The organism is Blautia sp. 1001283B150304_161114_C9 (assembly GCF_015668165.1).
GTDB classification, from domain to species: Bacteria; Bacillota; Clostridia; order Lachnospirales; family Lachnospiraceae; genus Blautia_A; species Blautia_A wexlerae.
The window spans coordinates 25588-46056 of the sequence record NZ_JADPGO010000005.1 but is presented as its reverse complement, the minus strand read 5'-3'; the positions used below and the strand labels follow the sequence as shown (position 1 = coordinate 46056).

The window sequence follows — 20469 nt, the reverse complement described above, 5'->3', positions numbered from 1 at the left end:
TTCTGTAAGAAAGGCTTGCAAAATTGGCGTTTATTCAATACAATATTAAACAGACTTTATGTTGGTAGAGTGACAAAGACTGATAGGAGATTGGTCTGAAAATATTTAGTGACATATGAGGAGCAGGAAAAATGAAGAAAATTGTTAAATTCGGAGGAAGTTCTCTGGCAAATGCAGAACAGTTTCAGAAAGTAGGGGAGATCATCAGAAGTGATGAGAGCAGACGTTATGTGGTTCCGTCCGCTCCCGGAAAGAGATTTGACGGAGATACAAAGGTTACAGATTTACTTTATAAATGTTATAATACTGCAGTTGAAGGGGAAGATTTCATCCCGATTCTGCAGGAGATCAAGGGAAGATATTATGAGATTATCCGCGGACTGAACCTTGATCTTTCTCTGGAAGATGAATTTGCTCAGATCGAAGCTGATTTCAAGGCACAGGCAGGCACAGACTATGCAGCATCCAGAGGAGAATTTCTCAATGGTAAGGTGATGGCAGCATATCTGGGTTATGAATTTGTTGATGCAGCAGATGTGATCCGTTTTGATAAGAACGGAAATCTGGATGCCGAGAAGACAGACAGACTTCTGTCCAAAAAGCTGGCAAAATGTGAACATGCCGTTATCCCTGGATTTTATGGCGCTGGTGAAGATGGAAAAGTTAAAACTTTCTCCAGAGGAGGTTCTGATGTAACCGGTTCTCTTGTGGCAAAGGCTATTAAGGCAGACCTTTATGAAAACTGGACAGATGTTTCCGGTTTCCTGGTAACAGACCCACGTATTGTTAAAAATCCGGAAGTGATTGAGAGCATTACCTACAGAGAACTCAGAGAGCTTTCTTATATGGGTGCAACCGTTCTTCATGAAGATGCGATCTTCCCGGTTCGTAAAGAGGGAATTCCGATCAACATCAAAAACACAAACAGACCGGAAGACAAGGGTACTTTTATTGTTGAGAGTACATGCAAGAAACCGAAATTTACAATCACAGGTATTGCAGGTAAGAAGGGATTCTGTTCTATCAATATTGAGAAATCAATGATGAACAGTGAGGTTGGTTTCGGACGTAAGGTACTTCAGGTATTTGAAGATCAGGGAATCAGTTTTGAGCATGTTCCATCAGGAATCGATACAATGACTGTATATGTACATCAGGATGAATTCGAAGAGAAAGAGCAGCAGGTAATCGCAGGAATCCATCGCGCAGTACAGCCGGATTTCGTAGAAATGGAATCTGATCTTGCGCTAATCGCTGTTGTAGGACGTGGTATGAAATCCACCAGAGGTACAGCAGGAAGAATCTTCTCAGCACTTGCTCATGCAAATGTAAATGTGAAGATGATCGATCAGGGTTCCAGTGAGCTGAATATCATTATCGGTGTGGAGAACAGAGATTTTGAGACTGCGGTAAAGGCTATTTATGATATCTTTGTAATTACCCAGATCTAATTGAGAATTGCAGGAGCTCCTTCACAGCGGAGCAATTTGTGGATATGATGTTTACCAATCATAGGATAAATAAAATAATGGACCGTCAGAAATCAGCATAGAGATTTCTGGCGGCTTTTTATATTATAGGAAATTACTCCGTAATGTTCCTATAACATAAAAAAGCCCTCCGGGCAGGATCGCACTGCGACGGAGCGGAATTATGTCGCTGAAGCGACCTGTTGTAGGCGGAGAATCCTGCAAGCAGGATTCTGTCTTGAATTCAGGAGTTTTTACATGATGATGAATTCTGTGCTATAATGAACGGACGATGTTGGGTAACTATTTGATAGCTATTGTTGCGTGAGGTGTTTTCATATGGATAAGCCGGTGGTTCGTATTTCCGTCAGAAATCTGGTGGAGTTTATATTAAGAAGCGGGGATCTTGACAATCGGGGAGGATCTTCTGACAGAGAAGCAATGCAGAAGGGCAGCAGACTGCACAGAAAAATACAGGGCAGGATGGGAAGCCATTACAGAGCGGAGGTTTCTCTTAAATATAAAACAGAATATGAAGATGTAGGTATCCAGGTAGAGGGCAGAGCTGACGGAATCTTCACAGAAGATGGACAGTGCTGGATCGATGAGATCAAGGGTGTTTATGCAGATGTCAGTCAGTTGGAGAAGCCTGTGGAGGTTCACCGTGCACAGGCAATGTGTTATGCCTGGATCTACGCACAGAAGCAAAAATCGGAGAAGATCGGAGTGCAGATGACATATGGGAATCTGGACACAGAGGAGCTTAAGTTTTTCAGAGAGGAATATACGCTGGAAGAACTCGGACTGTGGTACCAGAAGCTTCTGGACAGGTATCATAAATGGATCGCATACCAGCTTGCATGGAAAAAAGAACGGAATGCGTCCATGAGTGATCTGGAGTTTCCTTTTGAATATCGTGAGGGACAGCGAAAAATCGTATCCGGTGTATATCACACGATATCCACAGAAAGACAGATTTTTGTCCAGGCACCAACAGGAGTAGGAAAGACCATGTCCACGATCTTTCCTGCAGTGAGAGCAGTTGGTGCAGGGCTGGGGGAAAATATTTTCTATCTTACAGCAAAGACCATTACCAGGACTGTGGCTGAAGAAGCTTTCTCTATATTAAAGGCGCATGGACTGAAATTTAAGGTGATTACCATTACTGCGAAGGAAAAGCTGTGCTTCTGTGATAAAACAGAATGTAATCCTGAGAACTGTCTGTGGGCGAGAGGACATCTGGACAGAGTGAATGATGCTGTTTTTGAACTGTGGACTACGCAGGATAGCTATGACAGGGATACTTTGCTGGAATATGCGAAGAAATGGCAGGTGTGTCCCTTTGAAATGTGCCTGGATCTGGCAGTCTGGGTGGACGCTGTGATCTGTGATTATAATTATGTATTTGATCCCAATGTTTATCTGAAAAGATTTTTCGGGGAGGGTACTTCCGGAGAATACATTTTTCTGATTGATGAGGCTCATAATCTGGTGGACAGAGGAAGGAAAATGTATAGTGCCTATGTGGACAGAGCAGATGTACTGGAGGCAAAGAAGCTGGCTGTTGATTACAGCAAAGGTCTAGTGCGTGCACTGGAAAAAGTGAACAGACAGCTTCGAACTCTGGAAAAGGAGTGTACAGAATTCGAAATCCTGCCAAATCCCGGAGCAGTTTCCCTGGGAATGCTTCAGGTAATGGGGGAGATGGATAAGCTTCTGGAGGAGCTTCATGGAAAGGAACTTCCGGAGCAGCTGCTGGAATTTTACTTCTGTGTGAGAGATTTTCTGAACATTGATGAACTTCTGGATGAAAATTATGTGGTTTATACAGAAATAGGAGAAAGGGGAAAGGTGATTTTGCGGCTTTTCTGTGTAAATCCTGCAGCAAATATCCACAGATGTCTGGAAAAGGGAAAAAGTGCGGTTTTCTTTTCTGCGACCCTGCTTCCCATGGACTATTACCGTACACTTTTAAGCACCAGAAAGGATGACTATGGGATTTATGTGACCTCCCCTTTCCGGCAGGAGAACAGGTGCATTCTTACAGGACGGGATGTGAGCAGCAGGTATACCAGAAGAGGATATGAGGAATATCACAGGATTGCATCTTACATTGCCAGAACTGTATGGACAAGAAAAGGAAATTATATGGTATTCTTTCCTTCTTATAAATTTATGGAGGATGTTCTGGAGGTGTATGAGAATGAGTTTTCGGCAGAATGGGTTCGCTGTATTTCGCAGACATCGGGAATGAATGAGAGGGAGAAAGAGGAATTTCTGGAGGAATTTTCTGCATCAGAGGGAACACTGGTGGGATTTTGCGTAATGGGCGGGATTTTTTCAGAGGGGATTGACTTGATGGGAGAGAAGCTGATCGGAGCGATCATTATAGGAACCGGTCTTCCTCAGATCGGAACAGAAAGGGAAATCCTCAGACAGTATTATGATAAAAAAGGTGTGAACGGATTTGATTATGCATACAGATATCCGGGGATGAATAAGGTGCTGCAGTCAGCCGGGCGTGTGATCAGAACTCAGGAGGACACAGGCATCATACTTCTGCTGGACGAGAGATTTGCAGGGGGAGATTACAGGAATCTGTTTCCTGCTGAATGGTCTGACAGGGGAAACTGTACTTTAAATACTGTGGAAGAACAGCTGGGAAGCTTCTGGAACAGGACCAGAGAAAAGGACTGAGTTGTAATACTGGAATCCTGGTCTTTGCTGGAAAAGAGATAAAAATCTTGATATCCTGAATAAAACAATATATACTTTGCTTACTGTGAATGGGATGTGAAAAGAAACCGTAAAAGGAGTTTTGCATGAGAAAAAATAGACAAACAGCGAAATATTATATTAAAAGTTATATCATAGCCGGAAGTCTGGCCGGAGCCATTTCCATGGCACTGGCTTTGGCGGTTCCTGTTATGGCTGCACAGCAGAGCCTTGCATCTGTCACCGGGCAGGCACAGATTCAGCCAATGGGAGATGGAAGCGGGAAATATATGATGAAGAGTGACGGATTTTACTGTCTGGATGTGAACGGTGCCGGAAGTACCCAGGCGGAGATCCATTATTTTCAGAATTATGAAATAGACGGAACTGTATTTGACGGATATTATTATCATGATACAGATGGGAAATTCAAAGCCTGCAGTCCTCATATGGAGCATCTGAAAGGTGTTGCAGTGTTTGGGGATAAGACAGATGAGGAAGCTGATACACAGAATGCCCAGGAGGCAGAGAAATTTGACGGATATTACTTTGTGAACAATCTGGGGCGTCTGTCAGCAGCACCGCAGGTAAGGTATATTGACAATCTGGCAATAGACGGGATTACTCTGAATGGATATTATTATTTTGATGAAAATGGCAGACTGGTAACAGAACCTGGCATCCATTCGCTTGAGATGGACTGTTATGAGATGAATTTTGACGGGAGCTATTATTTTGGCGGTACAAATGGCGCCCTGCTTCAGGAAAGCACAGTGACGGATGATGGTTTTATTGTGGATGATACGGGAAAGATCGTGAATATGGATGATCTTGGGATAGATAATCTGAAGCCTCAGCTTGAGAAGATGCTGTCCGGATATCAGGGAACCTGGAGTGTTTATGTGAAAGACCTTAATGAAGAAAAGGAAATCCTGATCAATGATACTTCCCTTTATTCTGCAAGTCTGATCAAAGCCTTTGTAATGGCAAAGACCTATGAGGACATGGAGCAGGTAAAGGCAGATGAGGCAAAGAAATTAAATACTGCAGATACAAAAACTGTAGATGTAAAATTAAATGACCTGCTGTGGAATATGATCACAGTCAGTGACAATGAATCCTGCAATGAACTGGTGAAGCTTCAGACAGATTCCCTTGATTTCAAAAAAGGTGCGGAGGATATTAACAAATATCTGGAAAAAGAGGGCTATACAGAGACAAGTGTGCAGCACACCCTCCATCCTGCAGCATCCGCACAGGAGAGTCTGGGTGGCAGAAACATGACTTCTGTAAAAGATTGCGGCACTCTGCTTGAAAAAATCTACAAGGGGGAATGTGTCAGCAAAGATGCATCAGAAGAAATGTTAAATCTTCTGTCAAATCAGGAAAACACCTGGAAAATCCCCCAGGGACTTCCGGATGGAATAAAATCTGCCAACAAGACCGGTGAGACAGATCAGGATCAGCACGATATCGCAATTGTCTATGGCGAAAAGACAACATACATTCTGTGTATTATGTCAGAAGGCTGTCCGGAGGAAACGGCGGTGACGAATATACAGAAGATTTCAAAGATTGTATATAATTATTTGAACCTGTAGCCGCCAGACCTGCGCGGAATGATTGATTTTTATAGGAAAATCATGTATAATACCAACGAACTATGCCTATAGAAAAAAGTTTAACCGAATCAGGCTGTGAAACAATTATTCAATTATGAGCAGATAGTCAAACGGATGATTTTATCCGCTTGATTCAGGAAAGTCAGGAGGAAGAATTTAAATGCGAGTTGATGCGGACGATTTTGCCCGACCTTGCAGCTGCGGCAGGGAACACCAGATTGCAGTGAAAGAGATTTTGATAGAAGCCGGAGCTGTAGAGAAGCTTGAAGAAGAGATGTCAGAGGGAATGCTCAGAGAGTACATATCCCCGCTGGTCATCTGCGATACCAATATCTATGCGGCAACAGAGGAACTTATGGAGGATATCTATGACAGGTGCCAGGTACTTGTTCTGGATGCAGAGGGACTTCAGGCAGACCGGCATGCAATAAAAATTGTGGAGAACAACATGGAAGAGGACATTGACCTGATCCTTGCAGTAGGAGCAGGCACGATCCATGATATCAGCCGTTATATTGCACATAATTACAAAGTACCTTTCATTTCAGTGCCTACCGCAGCAAGTGGAGATGGATTTGTAACAACAGTAGCAGCAATGACCCTGGATGGAGTAAAGAAGACTGTGCCTTCAGTAGCTCCAATCTGTGTATATGCAGATACAGATATTTTTTCAAAAGCACCACAGCGCCTGACTGCAGCCGGGATTTCAGACCTGATGGCGAAATACATCTGTCTTGCAGACTGGAAGATCGCGAACCTGGTCACCGGAGAGTATTTTTGCCGCGAAACTGTAAAGCTGGAAGAGAAAGCGTTAAAAACTGTGAAATCTTCGATTCAGGATATTACAGAGGGAGAGGAAGATGAATGCGAACAGCTTATGTATGCATTGATTCTTTCCGGACTTGCAATGCAGATGATTGGTAATTCAAGGCCTGCGTCCTGTGCAGAGCACCAGGTCACACATCTGTGGGATATGGAAGTGATCAATGGTCCGCTGGATGCACTCCATGGAGAGAAGGTTTCTGTAGCAGCACTTCTTGTACTGGAAGAATACAAGCGTATCGCTGCAGCCATCACACAGGGAAGATGTCACGCAAAACCCTATGAGAATGAAGACGAGGAGCTTCTGAAAGAAACTTTTGGAAAAAAAGGACTTCTGGAAGAAATAAGAAAAGAAAACGAGCCGGAATTGTTAGAAACTATTTCACCCCAGCATCTGGAAAAATGCCTGAACGGGATAGAGGAGATTATTGATGAGCTTCCCAGTGAACAGACTATGTTCCGTTTGCTGGAGAAAGCCGGATGCGCGAAAACCGTTTATGATATCGGACTCGATGAATCGGCTGTTTTGCCAAGCCTCAGACTTGCTCCTTATACAAGGAGACGGTTAAGCTTATTGAGAATCAGCAAGATGCTGGATATAAGAGGAGAATGATTATGCGTGTTGGAATGGGATATGATGTACACAGACTGACCGAAGACAGAGATCTGATCTTGGGGGGTGTGAAGATAGACTGGGAAAAAGGTCTCCTGGGACATTCAGATGCAGATGTACTGATCCATGCAGTTATGGATGCACTTCTGGGAGCTGCTGCACTGGGCGATATCGGAAAACATTTTCCGGATACAGACCCTGCATATAAAGGAATTTCCAGTATTCTGCTGCTGGAACATGTGACGAAGCTTTTGAGAGAGCACCATTATGAGATCGGAAATATAGATGCAACGATTATTGCACAGAAACCAAAGATGGCACCTCATATTCCACAGATGAGAGCCAATATGGCGAAAGCAATGGGAATCAATGAGTCTCAGCTGAACATTAAGGCCACTACAGAGGAAAAACTGGGATTTACGGGAAGAGAAGAAGGAATTGCGTCTCAGGCAATCTGTCTTCTTAATGAAAGAAAAGAGAGTTAATGATAGAGAAAACTGGAGGAATAGAACATGAAACTTTTTAACACACTGACACGTAGAAAAGAAGAATTCGTACCTCTCGAAGAGGGAAAAGTTCGTATGTATGTCTGCGGTCCGACTGTATACAACCTGATTCATATCGGAAATGCACGTCCGATGATCATCTTCGATACCGTACGCCGATATATGGAATACAAAGGCTATGAAGTAAACTATGTTTCCAATTTTACAGACGTAGATGACAAGATCATCAAGAAAGCAATCGAAGAGGGCGTAAGCGCACAGGAAATTTCCGAGCGTTATATTGCAGAGTGTAAGAAAGATATGGATGGCATGAATGTAAAACCTGCCACAACCAATCCACAGGCAACACAGGAAATCGACGGAATGATCAGTATGATCCAGACTCTGGTTGATAAGGGATATGCTTATCCGGCAGCAGACGGTACTGTTTATTTCAGAGTTAAGAAGTTCAAAGAATATGGCAAACTTTCGCACAAGAACCTGGATGATCTGCAGTCCGGCTTCCGTTCTCTGCAGGTATCCGGTGAAGACCAGAAAGAAGATCCACTGGATTTTGTTCTCTGGAAACCGAAGAAAGAGGGAGAACCATCCTGGCCTTCACCATGGTGTGACGGACGTCCGGGATGGCATATTGAGTGTTCTGTTATGGCGAAAAAATACCTTGGTGATGAGATTGATATCCATGCAGGCGGAGAAGACCTGATCTTTCCTCACCATGAGAACGAGATTGCACAGAGTGAATGCTGCAACGACAAAATCTTTGCAAAATACTGGATGCACAATGCATTCTTAAATATTGATAACAGAAAAATGTCCAAGTCTCTTGGAAACTTCCGTACTGTTCGTGAAATCAGTGAACAGTATGACCTGCAGGTGCTTCGTTTCTTCATGCTGAACGCACATTACAGAAGTCCGCTGAATTTCAGCGCAGATCTGATGGAAGCTGCAAAGAATGCATTAGAACGTATCACAGATGCAGCAGCAAACTTAAAGGACAGAAAAGCAGCAGCACAGACAGAAACTGCAACAGATGCAGAGAAAGAACTGCTTGCACAGGCACAGGAATTCGTAAAGAAATTTGAAGAAGCTATGGATGATGATTTCAACACAGCAGATGCACTGGCAGCAATTTTTGAACTGGTTAAATTTGCAAATACAAATGTATCAGAGGCAAGTTCCGCAGAATTTGCAGGAGCACTTCTTGACACAATGGTGAAATTATGCGATGTACTTGGTCTGAAGGCTGTGAAAACAGAAGAAATCCTTGATAAAGAAATCGAAGACCTGATCGCAGAGCGTCAGGAAGCAAGAAAAGCAAAGAATTTCGCAAGAGCAGATGAGATCAGAGATGAGCTTCTGGCTAAGGGAATCATCCTTAAGGATACCCGCGAGGGAGTAAAATGGAAACGAGCTTAAATGATATGAGTGAAACAAACGGACTTAATGAAGAGAATTTGAGTAGTTTGAAAGGCATGCTTCATCAGTTGTTTCATTTGGAAGATAAAGACTTGCGAACCTATTCTCCGCTGACATTGGCGTATATCGGAGATGGCGTCTATGAACTGGTAATCCGCACGATCCTTGTAAAAAAAGGCAATTGTCCGGTGAACCAGCTTCACAGAAAAGCCAGCAGTCTGGTTAAGGCAGGAACCCAGTCTTCCATGATGGAAGTGATTGAACCCATGCTCACAGAGGAGGAACACAGCGTTTACAGAAGAGGAAGGAATGCTCATTCTCCTACAATGGCCAAACATGCAACTATGGCAGACTACCGCAGGGCAACAGGGTTTGAAGCTCTGATGGGCTATTTATATTTAAAAGATGATTTCAGCAGGATCATAGAACTGGTCCGTGCAGGGATCGGAGAGGATAAGATATGAGTGAACAGATAGAAGGACGCAATGCGGTTCTGGAAGCGTTTCGTTCCGGCAAATGTGTAGATAAGCTTTTTATCCTGGACGGATGCCAGGACGGACCGGTCCGCACTATTGCCAGAGAGGCAAGAAAAAAAGATACGATTATTAATTATGTGGCAAAAGAACGTCTGGATCAGTTAAGCGAGACAGGCGCACATCAGGGCGTGATCGCTCAGGTGGCAGCCTATGAATATGCAAGTGTAGAAGATATTCTTGCGAAGGCAAAGGAAAAAGGAGAAGATCCCTTTATCTTTATCCTGGATAATATTGAGGATCCTCATAATCTTGGTGCAATCATCCGTACAGCAAACCTTGCAGGTGCACATGGGGTGATTATTCCCAAGAGAAGAGCAGTTGGCCTGACTTCCACAGTTGCCAAGACTTCAGCAGGTGCATTAAACTATACACCTGTTGCAAAAGTTACCAATCTGGGACATACCATCGATGAACTGAAAGAACAGGGCATGTGGTTTGTATGTGCAGATATGGGCGGTGAAACCATGTACAATCTTAACCTGACAGGTCCGATCGGCGTAGTGATCGGCAATGAAGGTGAAGGTGTAAGCAGACTGATCCGTGAGAAGTGTGATTTCGTGGCATCTATTCCTATGAAGGGTGACATTGATTCCCTCAATGCATCTGTGGCAGCCGGAGTACTTGGATATGAGATTGTACGTCAGAGACTGCAGAAGAAGTAAGTTTATCTCAGACTGAGATAAAGGCTTCGTGAGGATGTGCAGCGATTATTAAGAGGAATTTTTGCAGCAGAAAATTATTCCACAATATTGTTATGTTATAAGAAGCCCTCTGGGCGAATGATAGAGATTTTCAGAAAAACGGAAGGGTTAAATTGATGAAACAGTATGACGGAATTAAAGATGAAGAATTAATTTCCCGTTTCAAAAACGGGGAATCAGAAATCCTCGACTATCTGATGGAAAAATACAAGAACATGGTCCGCAAGAAAGCAAGGACCATGTTCCTGATAGGCGGGGAGAACGATGATTTGATACAGGAAGGTATGATCGGACTGTTTAAGGCAGTCCGCGATTACCAGCCGGACAGAGATGCTGCATTTCAGACCTTTGCCAGTATATGTGTGGACAGACAGATCTACAACGCCATCCAGAGTTCCAACAGGCAGAAGCACCAGCCACTGAATTCCTATATTTCCCTCAGCGAACAGGATGGGGAAAATGAAGAACATCTTGGAGATAACTGGGGAGAGAACCCGGAGTCTATCATTATTGACCAGGAGAATGTCCAGGATCTGGAGCAGGAGATAACAGCAACGTTAAGTCCAATGGAGAACCAGGTTCTTGAATATTATCTGGCAGGAAACGGATACGGAGAGATTGCCCGGATCATGGGAAAAACACCCAAATCCATAGATAATGCATTACAGCGTATCCGAATCAAGATCAGAGAGCAGTTGGAGCAATATCAAAAATAGAAAGATATCTGTATAAAACCCAAAAATAAAAATCAAAAAGTTAAAAATAGGGATTGACAATACAAACAAGTTCTGATAGTATATTTAAATGTGAGCGGTAAATCCGACACAATGCTGATGTGGCTCAGAGGTAGAGCACTTCCTTGGTAAGGAAGGGGTCACGGGTTCAATTCCCGTCATCAGCTTTTTTTATTGCTTAAAAATAAAGGATTTCTTGAACTTCAGTAACTCAAAAGTAATCAGAACAGAAGTTTTGATATACTTCTAAGAACTGTTTGTACTTCCAGAATGACAAGAGATATGTTATACTTACAGTGTTGTCCAACCGATACCCGGCAACGGGAGGAGATGAAGCCTATATGGAGAATCTTGCTATTTCTTTTCTTGTCTCCTTTATGGCAAGCATAGCCGCCTATTATGTTTGCAAATGGTTAGACGGAGATAAGTAGGGCAACACTAACCTGGCAGTTTCTTGTCTGCCATAAAAAATAAGAAGAAGCCCCCAGTATTCGCACTACTGAGGGCTTCATTCTTTTTGTCTACATGGACTTGCTATTTCTTTTCGCCTACTGGCATTATAGCATATGCAGATCAGGAAATCAATATGCAAGTGATTCTGAAACATTCTGAAACAAATAAAAAAGAGTAAACTATCTCCTTGGTTTATGCCTTATTTTTCGTTAATATTCACCAATGTCGAACAGCTCGTCAAAGGTTATCTTCAAATTCGGAAACATAACCAGATGTAAATCTTCTTTATTCTGGGCTGTGACAGTCTTATAAAGATACGGATAACCAGTGCCATCTTCTTTGAAATCGAAGAGATAAATCTCTACAGATTTTTTTCTCCAGTCAACGATCCAATACTCAGAGACACCGACCTTGCAATAAATATCCATCTTTTCATGTCGATCATATTCTTCTGTGGCATTGGACAAAACTTCCATCACAAAGCGGGGAATGCCAGTGAAAGAAATGTTCTTACGGTCTCTCAGGTTACAGATGATTGATACGTCAGGAATGATTACTTTATCATCATTTTCACGCCATTCATACTGAACACCGTCACCAAAGACACGACATAAGCTGTCTTTGATTTGGCTGCCGATCTTGATAACAAAGTTATTGATAACCATAGAATGTTCCAGGTAAGTTTTACTTAAATCTTCAATTGGTAGTGCATTACTCATATTGCCGCACCTCCTTGATATGTTGATATAATTATAATATTTTGCAAGATGTTAGTCAAGGATATGAGCTGCTGAAAGAGAGTGCAGATGAGTCTGAGAGTTACTGTTCACACACCACTGTCCCGCGAGGTGTTTTGGCATGAATATGCCAAAATCCCGAGACATACAAGCCAAAATTCCATTGCCGCAGGCAAACTGGAATGAATTTTGGCTACATTACTGTGAACGGAGTGAACAGTAACGTCTGAGAAATATAAGGCCTGTCACTGTTGTGTAAACGGTTGACAGATGGAATTTCCAATGATAATATAAATTCATTCGACATAAAAAATATTCAGTTGTATTTTTTATATATAGATGTGTGAAAAAACAGTATAAAATACGACAACAGGAGGGAAAAAGATGGAGAACGAAACAGTTTCCAAAAATTTTATTGAGAATATCATTGATAAAGATTTAGCAGAGGGTGTTTATGACACCGTGCATACGCGTTTCCCGCCGGAACCGAATGGATATCTTCATATCGGTCATGCGAAATCTATTCTTTTAAACTATGGTCTTGCACAGGAATATAACGGCAAGTTCAACATGCGTTTTGATGATACAAACCCGACCAAAGAAAAGAGTGAGTTTGTAGAATCCATCAAGGCAGATATCAAATGGCTTGGTGCAGACTGGGAAGACAGACTGTTTTTTGCATCTGACTATTTCGGACAGATGTATGAAGCTGCTGTAAAGCTGATCCAGAAAGGCAAAGCCTATGTATGTGACCTGACAGCAGATCAGATCCGTGAATATCGTGGAACTCTTACAGAGCCGGGTAAAGAAAGTCCATACAGAAACAGAAGTGTAGAAGAGAACCTGCAGCTTTTTGAAGAGATGAAAGAAGGCAAATATGCAGACGGAGAGAAAGTGCTTCGTGCCAAGATCGATATGGCATCTCCGAACATGAATATGCGCGACCCGGTTATCTACCGTGTTGCTCATATGACTCACCACAGAACAGGTGATACATGGTGCATCTATCCAATGTATGATTTCGCCCATCCCATCGAGGATGCGATTGAGGGAATCACACATTCCATCTGTACTCTGGAGTTTGAGGATCACAGACCACTGTATGACTGGGTTGTAAAAGAATTGGAATACCCACAGCCGCCGAAGCAGATTGAGTTTGCAAAACTGTATCTGACAAATGTAGTTACAGGTAAACGTTATATCAAGAAATTGGTAGAGGAAGGCATCGTAGACGGATGGGATGATCCGCGTCTGGTTTCCATCGCAGCACTGCGCCGCCGTGGATTTACACCGGAATCCATCAAAATGTTTGTAGAACTCTGTGGTGTATCCAAAGCAAACAGCTCTGTTGACTATGCAATGCTTGAATACTGCATCCGTGAGGATCTGAAACTGAAACGTCCCCGTCTGATGGCTGTTCTTGATCCGATCAAGCTTGTGATCGATAATTATCCGGAAGGCGAAGTGGAATATCTGGAAGCTCCGAATAATATGGAGAATGAAAAACTGGGAACCCGTAAAATACCGTTTGGCAGAGAACTCTATATTGAGAGAGAAGACTTCATGGTAGATCCGCCTAAGAAATATAAGAGAATGTTCCCGGGCACAGAGGTTCGTCTTATGAACGCATATTTTGTAACCTGTACAGGATATGAAGCTGATGAAGATGGAACTGTACGTGTTGTACACTGTACTTATGATCCTGCAACAAAGGGTGGCAATGCGCCGGATGGCAGAAAAGTAAAAGGAACCATTCACTGGGTAGAAGCAAGTCAGGCAGGAAAAGCAGAAGTACGTCTCTATGAGAATATCGTAGACGAGGAGAAGGGTGTATACAACAAAGAAGATGGTTCTCTGAATGTAAATCCGAACTCTCTGACAAAAGTTACTGCATATGTAGAACCAGCACTTATGGAAGCAAAAGGCTATGACAGCTTCCAATTCGTAAGAACAGGATTTTTCTGTGCAGATATCCATGATTCTAAAGAGGGTGCACCGGTATTCAACCGTATCGTGTCTCTGAAGAGCTCATTTAAACTTCCGAAAGCATAATGAGACTGAAATAGTAATATAATCAGAATAAAAAGGGAATGTTGCTTCTACGATTGTATAATCGTGAAGTAACATTCCTTTTTGGTTACGTTACTGTGAACGGTAACGTTTATTCTTCAGATTCAGATGCAGCGTCCATAGTCTCTTCAAAATTCTCGGGTTCATCGGCATCTTCTTCCTCTTCTGCATCTTTAATCTCAACTTCAGCAGCTTTATCGGAAGACTTCTCAGAATCGTCTGTATCAGCAGCTTCTTCAGCTTCTTCGCTTTCGGTGTCATCTGTTGCAGACTGTTCGCCTGTATGTTCCCAGGACTGGAAATCTTCGGCAGGTTCCTGATCTTCCTTAGCAGTTTCCTTTTCATCAGTCAGATCGAAATCATCAAAGTCATCTTCAAAATCAAAATCCTCTTTACAGGATCCTTTTTTGGCAATAAGGGCAGCTACAGCACCGGCAGCAGCTGCTGTAAGGGCACCTATTGCAACATATCCCCAGTATTTATTAATTTTAGCCATGATAATCATAAACTCCTTTCTGATATTCTCCTATTTTTGACAGCGAGTCAGGATAAAAATATCTTTTACTCCTGACACCATTTTATTCAGCTATAGGTTATTGTTATTTTAATACTTTTCAGATAAAAAGAAAAGCGAAATTTTATGGAAAGAGTTAATGAAAGCAGTTGCATACCAAAAAGATACAAGGTATACTATGACAGGAAAGAAGAGGTTATTATGAGAAAAATTATTTTGGCATCTGCTTCACCCAGACGAAAAGAACTGTTGGAACGGGCTGGCGTGGATTTTGAAGTGCTGCCTGCATCAGGTGATGAGAATCGTATCTCAGACAATCCGGGAGAGGCAGTAAAACAGCTGGCTTCGGATAAAGCAGCTTCTGTTATCCGTACTATGAAAGATAGTGCCGACGGAACAATTGTGATCGGATCTGACACAGTGGTAGTGTTTGAGAATGTGATCCTTGGCAAACCTCATGATACAGAGGATGCAGTGAATACATTAAAGAAACTTCAGGCAAATACTCATCAGGTATATACCGGCGTTTCTGTATGGGAAAAGAAAGAAAAAGTCTGGACAGAACATACTTTTTATGAAAGTACAGATGTGACGTTTTATCCGGTTTCAGATGAGGAGATCAGAGAGTATGTTGCTACAGGAGAGCCTATGGATAAGGCTGGAAGCTATGGCATCCAGGGACTTTTCGGAATTTATGTAAAGGGGATCAGCGGAGATTACAATAATGTGGTAGGACTCCCGGTTGCCAGATTATTTTATGAAATGAAGAAATCAGGAATTAACTTAAGAGGATGACAAAAGATGATTAAAGCATGTATATTTGATTTGGATGGAACACTGGCTGATACGCTGGATTCCATGGCTTATGTGACTAATATTATTATGGAAAAATTCGGGTTGAAAACACTTCCGGTGGATAATTTCAGATATTACAGCGGAGAAGGGGCAAATATGCTGATCCGCCGCGCACTTAAGGATGCGGGGGATCCGGAACTTGCGCATTATGATGAGGGACAGAAGCTTTACCGGGAAATGTTTGAAGCAGATCCGATGTATAAAGTAGTTCCCTATAAGGGAATTCCGGAAACCTTAAAGAAATTGAAGGAACATGGAATGAAGCTGGCAGTTTGTTCAAATAAACCTCATCCTGCAGCTGTGAAAGTAATTGCGCAGCTTTTTGACGGGGAATTTGATATGGTAGTTGGTCAGAGTGAAGCAATCCGCAGGAAACCGGCACCTGATGGTCCGCTTATGGTTGCGGAGAAATTTGGTGTAAAACCGGAAGAATGTATGTATGTGGGAGATACAAGTACAGATATGAAGACCGGTAGAGCAGCAGGAATGTATACAGTAGGTGCGCTATGGGGCTTTCGTGACCGAAAAGAACTGAATGAGAATGGAGCAGATCTTGTCGCTGAGAAACCGACAGATCTGGTAAAAATTTGCGAGGAACATGGAAATGATTAGGTTGGTTGCAAGTGATCTGGATGGGACGTTACTTTTACATAAGGCACAGTCTCTGCCTGAAGAAATTTTTTCGCTGATCAGGCAGTTAGAGGAACTGGGGATTATGTTTGTAGCAGCCAGTGGAAGGCAATATCCGAATATGACAAAGCTGTTTGCGCCTGTTGCTTCAGAGATTTCCTATATTTCGGAGAATGGTGCACTGGCAGTGGATCATGGAGAGGTACTGTATCAGGATTCTTTTGACAGAAAGCTGGCAGGGGAGATTATTTCTGCAATCCTGGAAAAGAAGGATGCCGAGTTTACCTGTTCTGCAAAGGATTACCACTACCTGATGCCGAAGACAAAGAGATTTCATGACCATATGTTATATGAAGTAAAAAATGAATGCAGATTTGTAAACAGTATGGAAGAGATGACGGCTCCTATCATGAAGCTGGCTGTGTTTGAACCGGCCGGCCTTACAGAAGAATCTGTGAAATACTGGATGGACAGATTTGGAAAAGAATGTGTTGTTGTCACTTCGGGAAATGAGTGGATCGATTTTATTCCTTTTGGAACAAACAAGGCAAAAGGAATCAGAGAATATCAGAAAAGATATCATATTTCGCCGGAAGAATGTATTGCGTTCGGAGACGAATATAATGATATAGAGATGCTTAAAGCGGTAAAATATGGCTTTGCCATGGAGCATTCCAAGGAGGGGGTACGGGCAGCTACGTCCTATATGACAAAACAGGTTGAACCGGTCCTTGAGAAGCTGATCCGGGCAAAGGGAAAGATTGAGGAGGTTATTTAAATTGTTTACAGAAGAATGTATTAATACGTTTCTTGAAAATCAGGAGCAGCTTTTTCCACAGGCGGTAGCAGAATCATATGAAGCAGCGGAAGCATTCCTTGAGGATTGCATGGCGCAGGTTGTGGATTCTATTGAAGAAGTGAGAGAATATCTGGAAGAGTCAGGCGCTGATGTGGAAGGAATGTCAGATGAAGAACTGGAAGATGCAAGTGAAGTATTTGCTCTGCCGGATGGAAAATATCTGATAGTAGAAGGATAAAAACTGTTCGGTCAAATTATGGATATCACGTGATATATCGGAGAAATAACTGTAAAACACAGTTCGGTCCCTGAATATTGGAGAAAATTGAACTCTGATACTCAGGGGCTGAAGTTGTTTTAAGGGAGAAAATACAGATTACATTTCCGGAAAATGTGATGCTATAATGCTTTTATACAGAGAAAAACGATGTTGTGGTCTGTGATGGGAATGAAAAGGGCAGACAGACACAGAAGCATCACAGAACTGTAATTATTCAGTACCTTCAGAGCGGCTGCTGAATAATTACAAATCTTATTATAAATGAAAAGGAGGACTACAGATGGAGAGAAAGAGATTTCTTGCAGTTGTAATGACTGTGATGATGGTTATTTCAATGATTCCATCCATGGTTTTTGCGGCAGCTCCGTCAGGAGAATTGGGCGGTAAGCTTAAGATTAAGGGACTGGCAGCTGTAGGCGTAGTAGTGAGTGCAGATTATGCAAAGGTTACACCGGAAGAGGTTACAGATGAAGATTTCACTTTTTCCTGGTCAAGACAGACAGGGGAGAAGGAGTTAACACAGGTAGGTACTGAGAAGACCTATACGATCACTCAGGATGATCTGGGATGCAGACTGGTGCTTGATCTGACCCCTGTAGATGGAAGCGGACTGACAGGTATTCTTACTGCAAAGACGTTAGAGGTAGCTGCAACTGAAGAAGAGGCGAAAGCAGTGGAACAGGAAGCAGAGGATACACAGCAGACAGAAACGGCAGATGGAACAGAGAATGCACAGTTGGAAGAAACGGCAGATGGAACAGAGGAGGCACAGCTGGAAGAAACAGCAGATAATGCAGAAGGCAGTCAGGATTCTGAAAATCAGGATGTAGATAGAACAGAAGATGTACAGCAGAATGCAGGGAATGAACAGGAAGATGACTCTCAGAACACAAAAGGTCAGCCGGAGGAAACAACAGAAGGTACTGATGATTCCCAGATGAAAATTTATACAGAAGATCAGCTGCAGGTGGATGAGAACGGAAATGTGCAGACAGATGGATCAGAGAAAGATCAAAAGACTTACGAAGCGACTGCCACTGTAGAGGACAGCGAAGATCAGATTTGTGATTTTGGAACAGTAAAGAGTGATCTTGAGGATGTGGAAGCACAGTATGTGCAGATTACGAACACCGGAAATGAGAACTTGAATTTTCAGGAGATCAGTCCGGAACATTTTATGGTTCAGGATATTACAGAACCGCTGAGTGCAGGTGAATCTGTAAGCGTATGGATACAGCCGAGGGAAGGGCTGGAACCGGGTGAATATGATGATATGATCACATACCGGACGGAAGAAGGTATTGAGGTTTCTTTTGAAGCGAAGATCGCAGTTGAAGGTGAGGATGATTCATCAGATGACGAAGATCTGAAGCCTTCGGATGAGCCTTCTGCAGAACCGACAGAGACGCCGGATGACAGCGAGGCTCCATCGGCAGGTGACAATGCAGATGCATCTCTTGAGGCACAGTCTCTTGATGTAAATACAGGAAGTCTTAATTTCAGCGATATCGAAGAAAATTATACACAGGCCAATGAGACACTGTCCGTAACCGTAACAAATACAGGGGATGGAACTGTCACTTTAAAGATACCGAAATCAGATTATTTTGAGGTGATGAACGAAGATGGAAGTGAAGCTGTATCAGGAATACAGATTGCAAAAGGTGATTCTCTTATGTTCATGGTACAGCCAAAAACCGGTCTGACGAAGGGTGATTACAGTGATACCCTGATATTTGAAAGTGAAGAGGATTCGGAAGTAGCAGTGCAGGTAACGGCGGAAGTATCTGTAAAAGAGGCAGAACAGGAACAGATCACAGCAGTTCAGGCAGATCCGGAATCTTTCAGTTATGATGATCTGAAGGAAGGTTATGATACTCCTGAGGCGACGACCATTACACTTACCAATACAGGAAATACAACTGTTTCGCTGATGCAGCCATATGCAGAGTATTTTGATATTGGGGAACTTTCGGCATCAGTGCTGGAGCCGGGAGATTCTGCTGCATTTACAGCAGTACCGGTGAACGGTCTGAAAGTCGGCAATTACCTGGACAGTATTCAGATAGCCCAGACCAGTTCGGAAGGACAGGAGGATGTATTGACAACAATCAAAGCTTCTGCGACTGTTTCGGAAGTGAAAAAGATTTATAAATTATCCGTAACACCGGAAGAACTGAATTTTGGAAAAGCAAAAGAAGGATATAGTGAGGCACCGGAAGCGCAGAAAGTTACAGTGACGAATGAGGGGAATACAAATGTAACTTTAAATGCACCGTCAGGTAAAAACTTTAAAATCGGGAAACTTTCAGCCACAGAGCTTGCACCGGGGGAGAGCTGTACATTTAAAATCCGCCCGAAGGAGGGTTTAAAGGCCGGCTCCTATACAGAGTCAGTTGTGATTGATAATAAACAGCAGATCAGTGCAGAAGTGAAAGTTCAGTTTACGGTTAAAGCTGCCCGCAAGGCGAAAATTGCAGATCCGACAGATAATAAGATTACAGGAATCAGTTCAGATGGATACACAACACAGTCAAAGATTACATTTACAGCAGTCGGAGCGGGTATGGACAATGAAAGTCCGGGAAAGGGAGATGTCCGCTATGTACCGTATAACTGGAAAGTGATCAATACAAATAGCTGGAGCAGTGCACCTTATACTGCTGCATTTGGAATTACGAAGGCCGGAACCTACACATTGACAGTTACATTTGACCGTCAGAAGTATAATGGAAGTGAATGGAAGAATACAGGGGAGCAGGATACTAAACAGGTGAATTTCAGTATTACACAGGCGCAGACTGTAACTGCAACTCCGACTCCACAGCCGAATGGAGCAACTGCGAAATCAGCGGTAAAGACAGGAGATACGACTAATATCACACCGTTTGTGATTATTCTGGCGATTGCAGCAGGATGTATTGTGGGAGTTGTGGTATACAAAAGACGAAAGAAATAAGAGTTATCTGAAGAAAAAATACAGGGGAATATGTAAAA

At 42.7% G+C, this 20469-nt stretch carries 17 protein-coding genes and 1 tRNA gene; 16 read left to right on the top strand and 2 right to left on the bottom strand.

Annotated elements, in window-relative coordinates; translation table 11 throughout:
• Positions 1 to 131 precede the first annotated feature (131 nt).
• The 10 genes from I4V44_RS03965 (at position 132) to I4V44_RS03920 (ending at position 11301) form a co-directional block, all read left to right on the top strand.
• A complete protein-coding gene (locus tag I4V44_RS03965; RefSeq protein ID WP_008705535.1) occupies positions 132 to 1451 on the top strand; it encodes an aspartate kinase in 1320 nt (439 codons plus the stop codon).
• Between the two features lie 357 nt (positions 1452 to 1808).
• Positions 1809 to 4166, top strand: coding sequence for an ATP-dependent DNA helicase (locus tag I4V44_RS03960; protein ID WP_118574925.1), 2358 nt, complete (start codon positions 1809 to 1811; stop codon positions 4164 to 4166).
• A 125-nt stretch (positions 4167 to 4291) separates the two neighbouring features.
• Complete coding sequence (locus tag I4V44_RS03955) at positions 4292 to 5785, top strand: serine hydrolase (protein WP_243100265.1); 1494 nt, start codon at positions 4292 to 4294, stop codon at positions 5783 to 5785.
• 181 nt (positions 5786 to 5966) lie between these two features.
• Positions 5967 to 7241: a sn-glycerol-1-phosphate dehydrogenase gene (locus I4V44_RS03950; protein WP_118574927.1), complete on the top strand. Its 1275-nt coding sequence runs from the start codon at positions 5967 to 5969 to the stop codon at positions 7239 to 7241.
• A gap of 2 nt (positions 7242 to 7243) precedes the next feature.
• A complete protein-coding gene (ispF, locus tag I4V44_RS03945; protein ID WP_008705528.1) occupies positions 7244 to 7726 on the top strand; it encodes a 2-C-methyl-D-erythritol 2,4-cyclodiphosphate synthase in 483 nt (160 codons plus the stop codon).
• Between the two features lie 27 nt (positions 7727 to 7753).
• Positions 7754 to 9163: a cysteine--tRNA ligase gene (gene cysS, locus I4V44_RS03940; RefSeq protein WP_062807221.1), complete on the top strand. Its 1410-nt coding sequence runs from the start codon at positions 7754 to 7756 to the stop codon at positions 9161 to 9163.
• Complete coding sequence (locus I4V44_RS03935) at positions 9148 to 9627, top strand: Mini-ribonuclease 3 (protein WP_022380425.1); 480 nt, start codon at positions 9148 to 9150, stop codon at positions 9625 to 9627. Before cysS ends, I4V44_RS03935 begins: the two co-directional genes overlap by 16 nt.
• Positions 9624 to 10361 carry a 23S rRNA (guanosine(2251)-2'-O)-methyltransferase RlmB gene (gene rlmB, locus I4V44_RS03930; RefSeq protein WP_019161073.1) on the top strand — a complete coding sequence of 246 codons (738 nt, stop codon included), beginning with the start codon at positions 9624 to 9626 and terminating at the stop codon, positions 10359 to 10361. Before I4V44_RS03935 ends, rlmB begins: the two co-directional genes overlap by 4 nt.
• A 152-nt stretch (positions 10362 to 10513) precedes the next feature.
• On the top strand, positions 10514 to 11116 hold the full coding sequence (gene sigH / locus I4V44_RS03925; protein WP_049947391.1) for an RNA polymerase sporulation sigma factor SigH: 603 nt from the start codon (positions 10514 to 10516) through the stop codon (positions 11114 to 11116).
• Between the two features lie 113 nt (positions 11117 to 11229).
• Positions 11230 to 11301: transfer RNA gene (locus I4V44_RS03920), tRNA-Thr, on the top strand.
• 495 nt (positions 11302 to 11796) lie between these two features.
• On the opposite strand, the gene I4V44_RS03915 is transcribed toward I4V44_RS03920, so the two are convergent.
• Positions 11797 to 12306 carry a Uma2 family endonuclease gene (locus I4V44_RS03915; RefSeq protein WP_118330050.1) on the bottom strand — a complete coding sequence of 170 codons (510 nt, stop codon included), beginning with the start codon at positions 12304 to 12306 and terminating at the stop codon, positions 11797 to 11799.
• 402 nt (positions 12307 to 12708) lie between these two features.
• Here I4V44_RS03915 and I4V44_RS03910 point away from each other — a divergent pair, with 402 nt between their 5' ends.
• Positions 12709 to 14376 carry a glutamine--tRNA ligase/YqeY domain fusion protein gene (locus I4V44_RS03910; protein ID WP_008705518.1) on the top strand — a complete coding sequence of 556 codons (1668 nt, stop codon included), beginning with the start codon at positions 12709 to 12711 and terminating at the stop codon, positions 14374 to 14376.
• A 109-nt stretch (positions 14377 to 14485) separates the two neighbouring features.
• On the opposite strand, the gene I4V44_RS03905 is transcribed toward I4V44_RS03910, so the two are convergent.
• Positions 14486 to 14890 (bottom strand): hypothetical protein, encoded by a 405-nt coding sequence (locus I4V44_RS03905; RefSeq protein WP_044956000.1) that lies wholly within the window; start codon positions 14888 to 14890, stop codon positions 14486 to 14488.
• Between the two features lie 219 nt (positions 14891 to 15109).
• Between I4V44_RS03905 and I4V44_RS03900 the strand changes: the two genes are divergently transcribed.
• From I4V44_RS03900 to I4V44_RS17530, 5 genes are all read left to right on the top strand, one after another.
• On the top strand, positions 15110 to 15703 hold the full coding sequence (locus I4V44_RS03900) for a Maf family protein (protein ID WP_055057254.1): 594 nt from the start codon (positions 15110 to 15112) through the stop codon (positions 15701 to 15703).
• Between the two features lie 6 nt (positions 15704 to 15709).
• A complete protein-coding gene (locus I4V44_RS03895) occupies positions 15710 to 16375 on the top strand; it encodes an HAD family hydrolase (protein ID WP_196002371.1) in 666 nt (221 codons plus the stop codon).
• A complete protein-coding gene (locus I4V44_RS03890) occupies positions 16368 to 17171 on the top strand; it encodes an HAD family hydrolase (RefSeq protein ID WP_118521596.1) in 804 nt (267 codons plus the stop codon). Before I4V44_RS03895 ends, I4V44_RS03890 begins: the two co-directional genes overlap by 8 nt.
• Position 17172: 1 nt before the next feature.
• On the top strand, positions 17173 to 17430 hold the full coding sequence (locus I4V44_RS03885; protein WP_008705512.1) for a glyoxalase: 258 nt from the start codon (positions 17173 to 17175) through the stop codon (positions 17428 to 17430).
• 322 nt (positions 17431 to 17752) lie between these two features.
• Positions 17753 to 20431 (top strand): COG1470 family protein, encoded by a 2679-nt coding sequence (locus tag I4V44_RS17530; RefSeq protein WP_243280197.1) that lies wholly within the window; start codon positions 17753 to 17755, stop codon positions 20429 to 20431.
• Positions 20432 to 20469 lie beyond the last annotated feature (38 nt).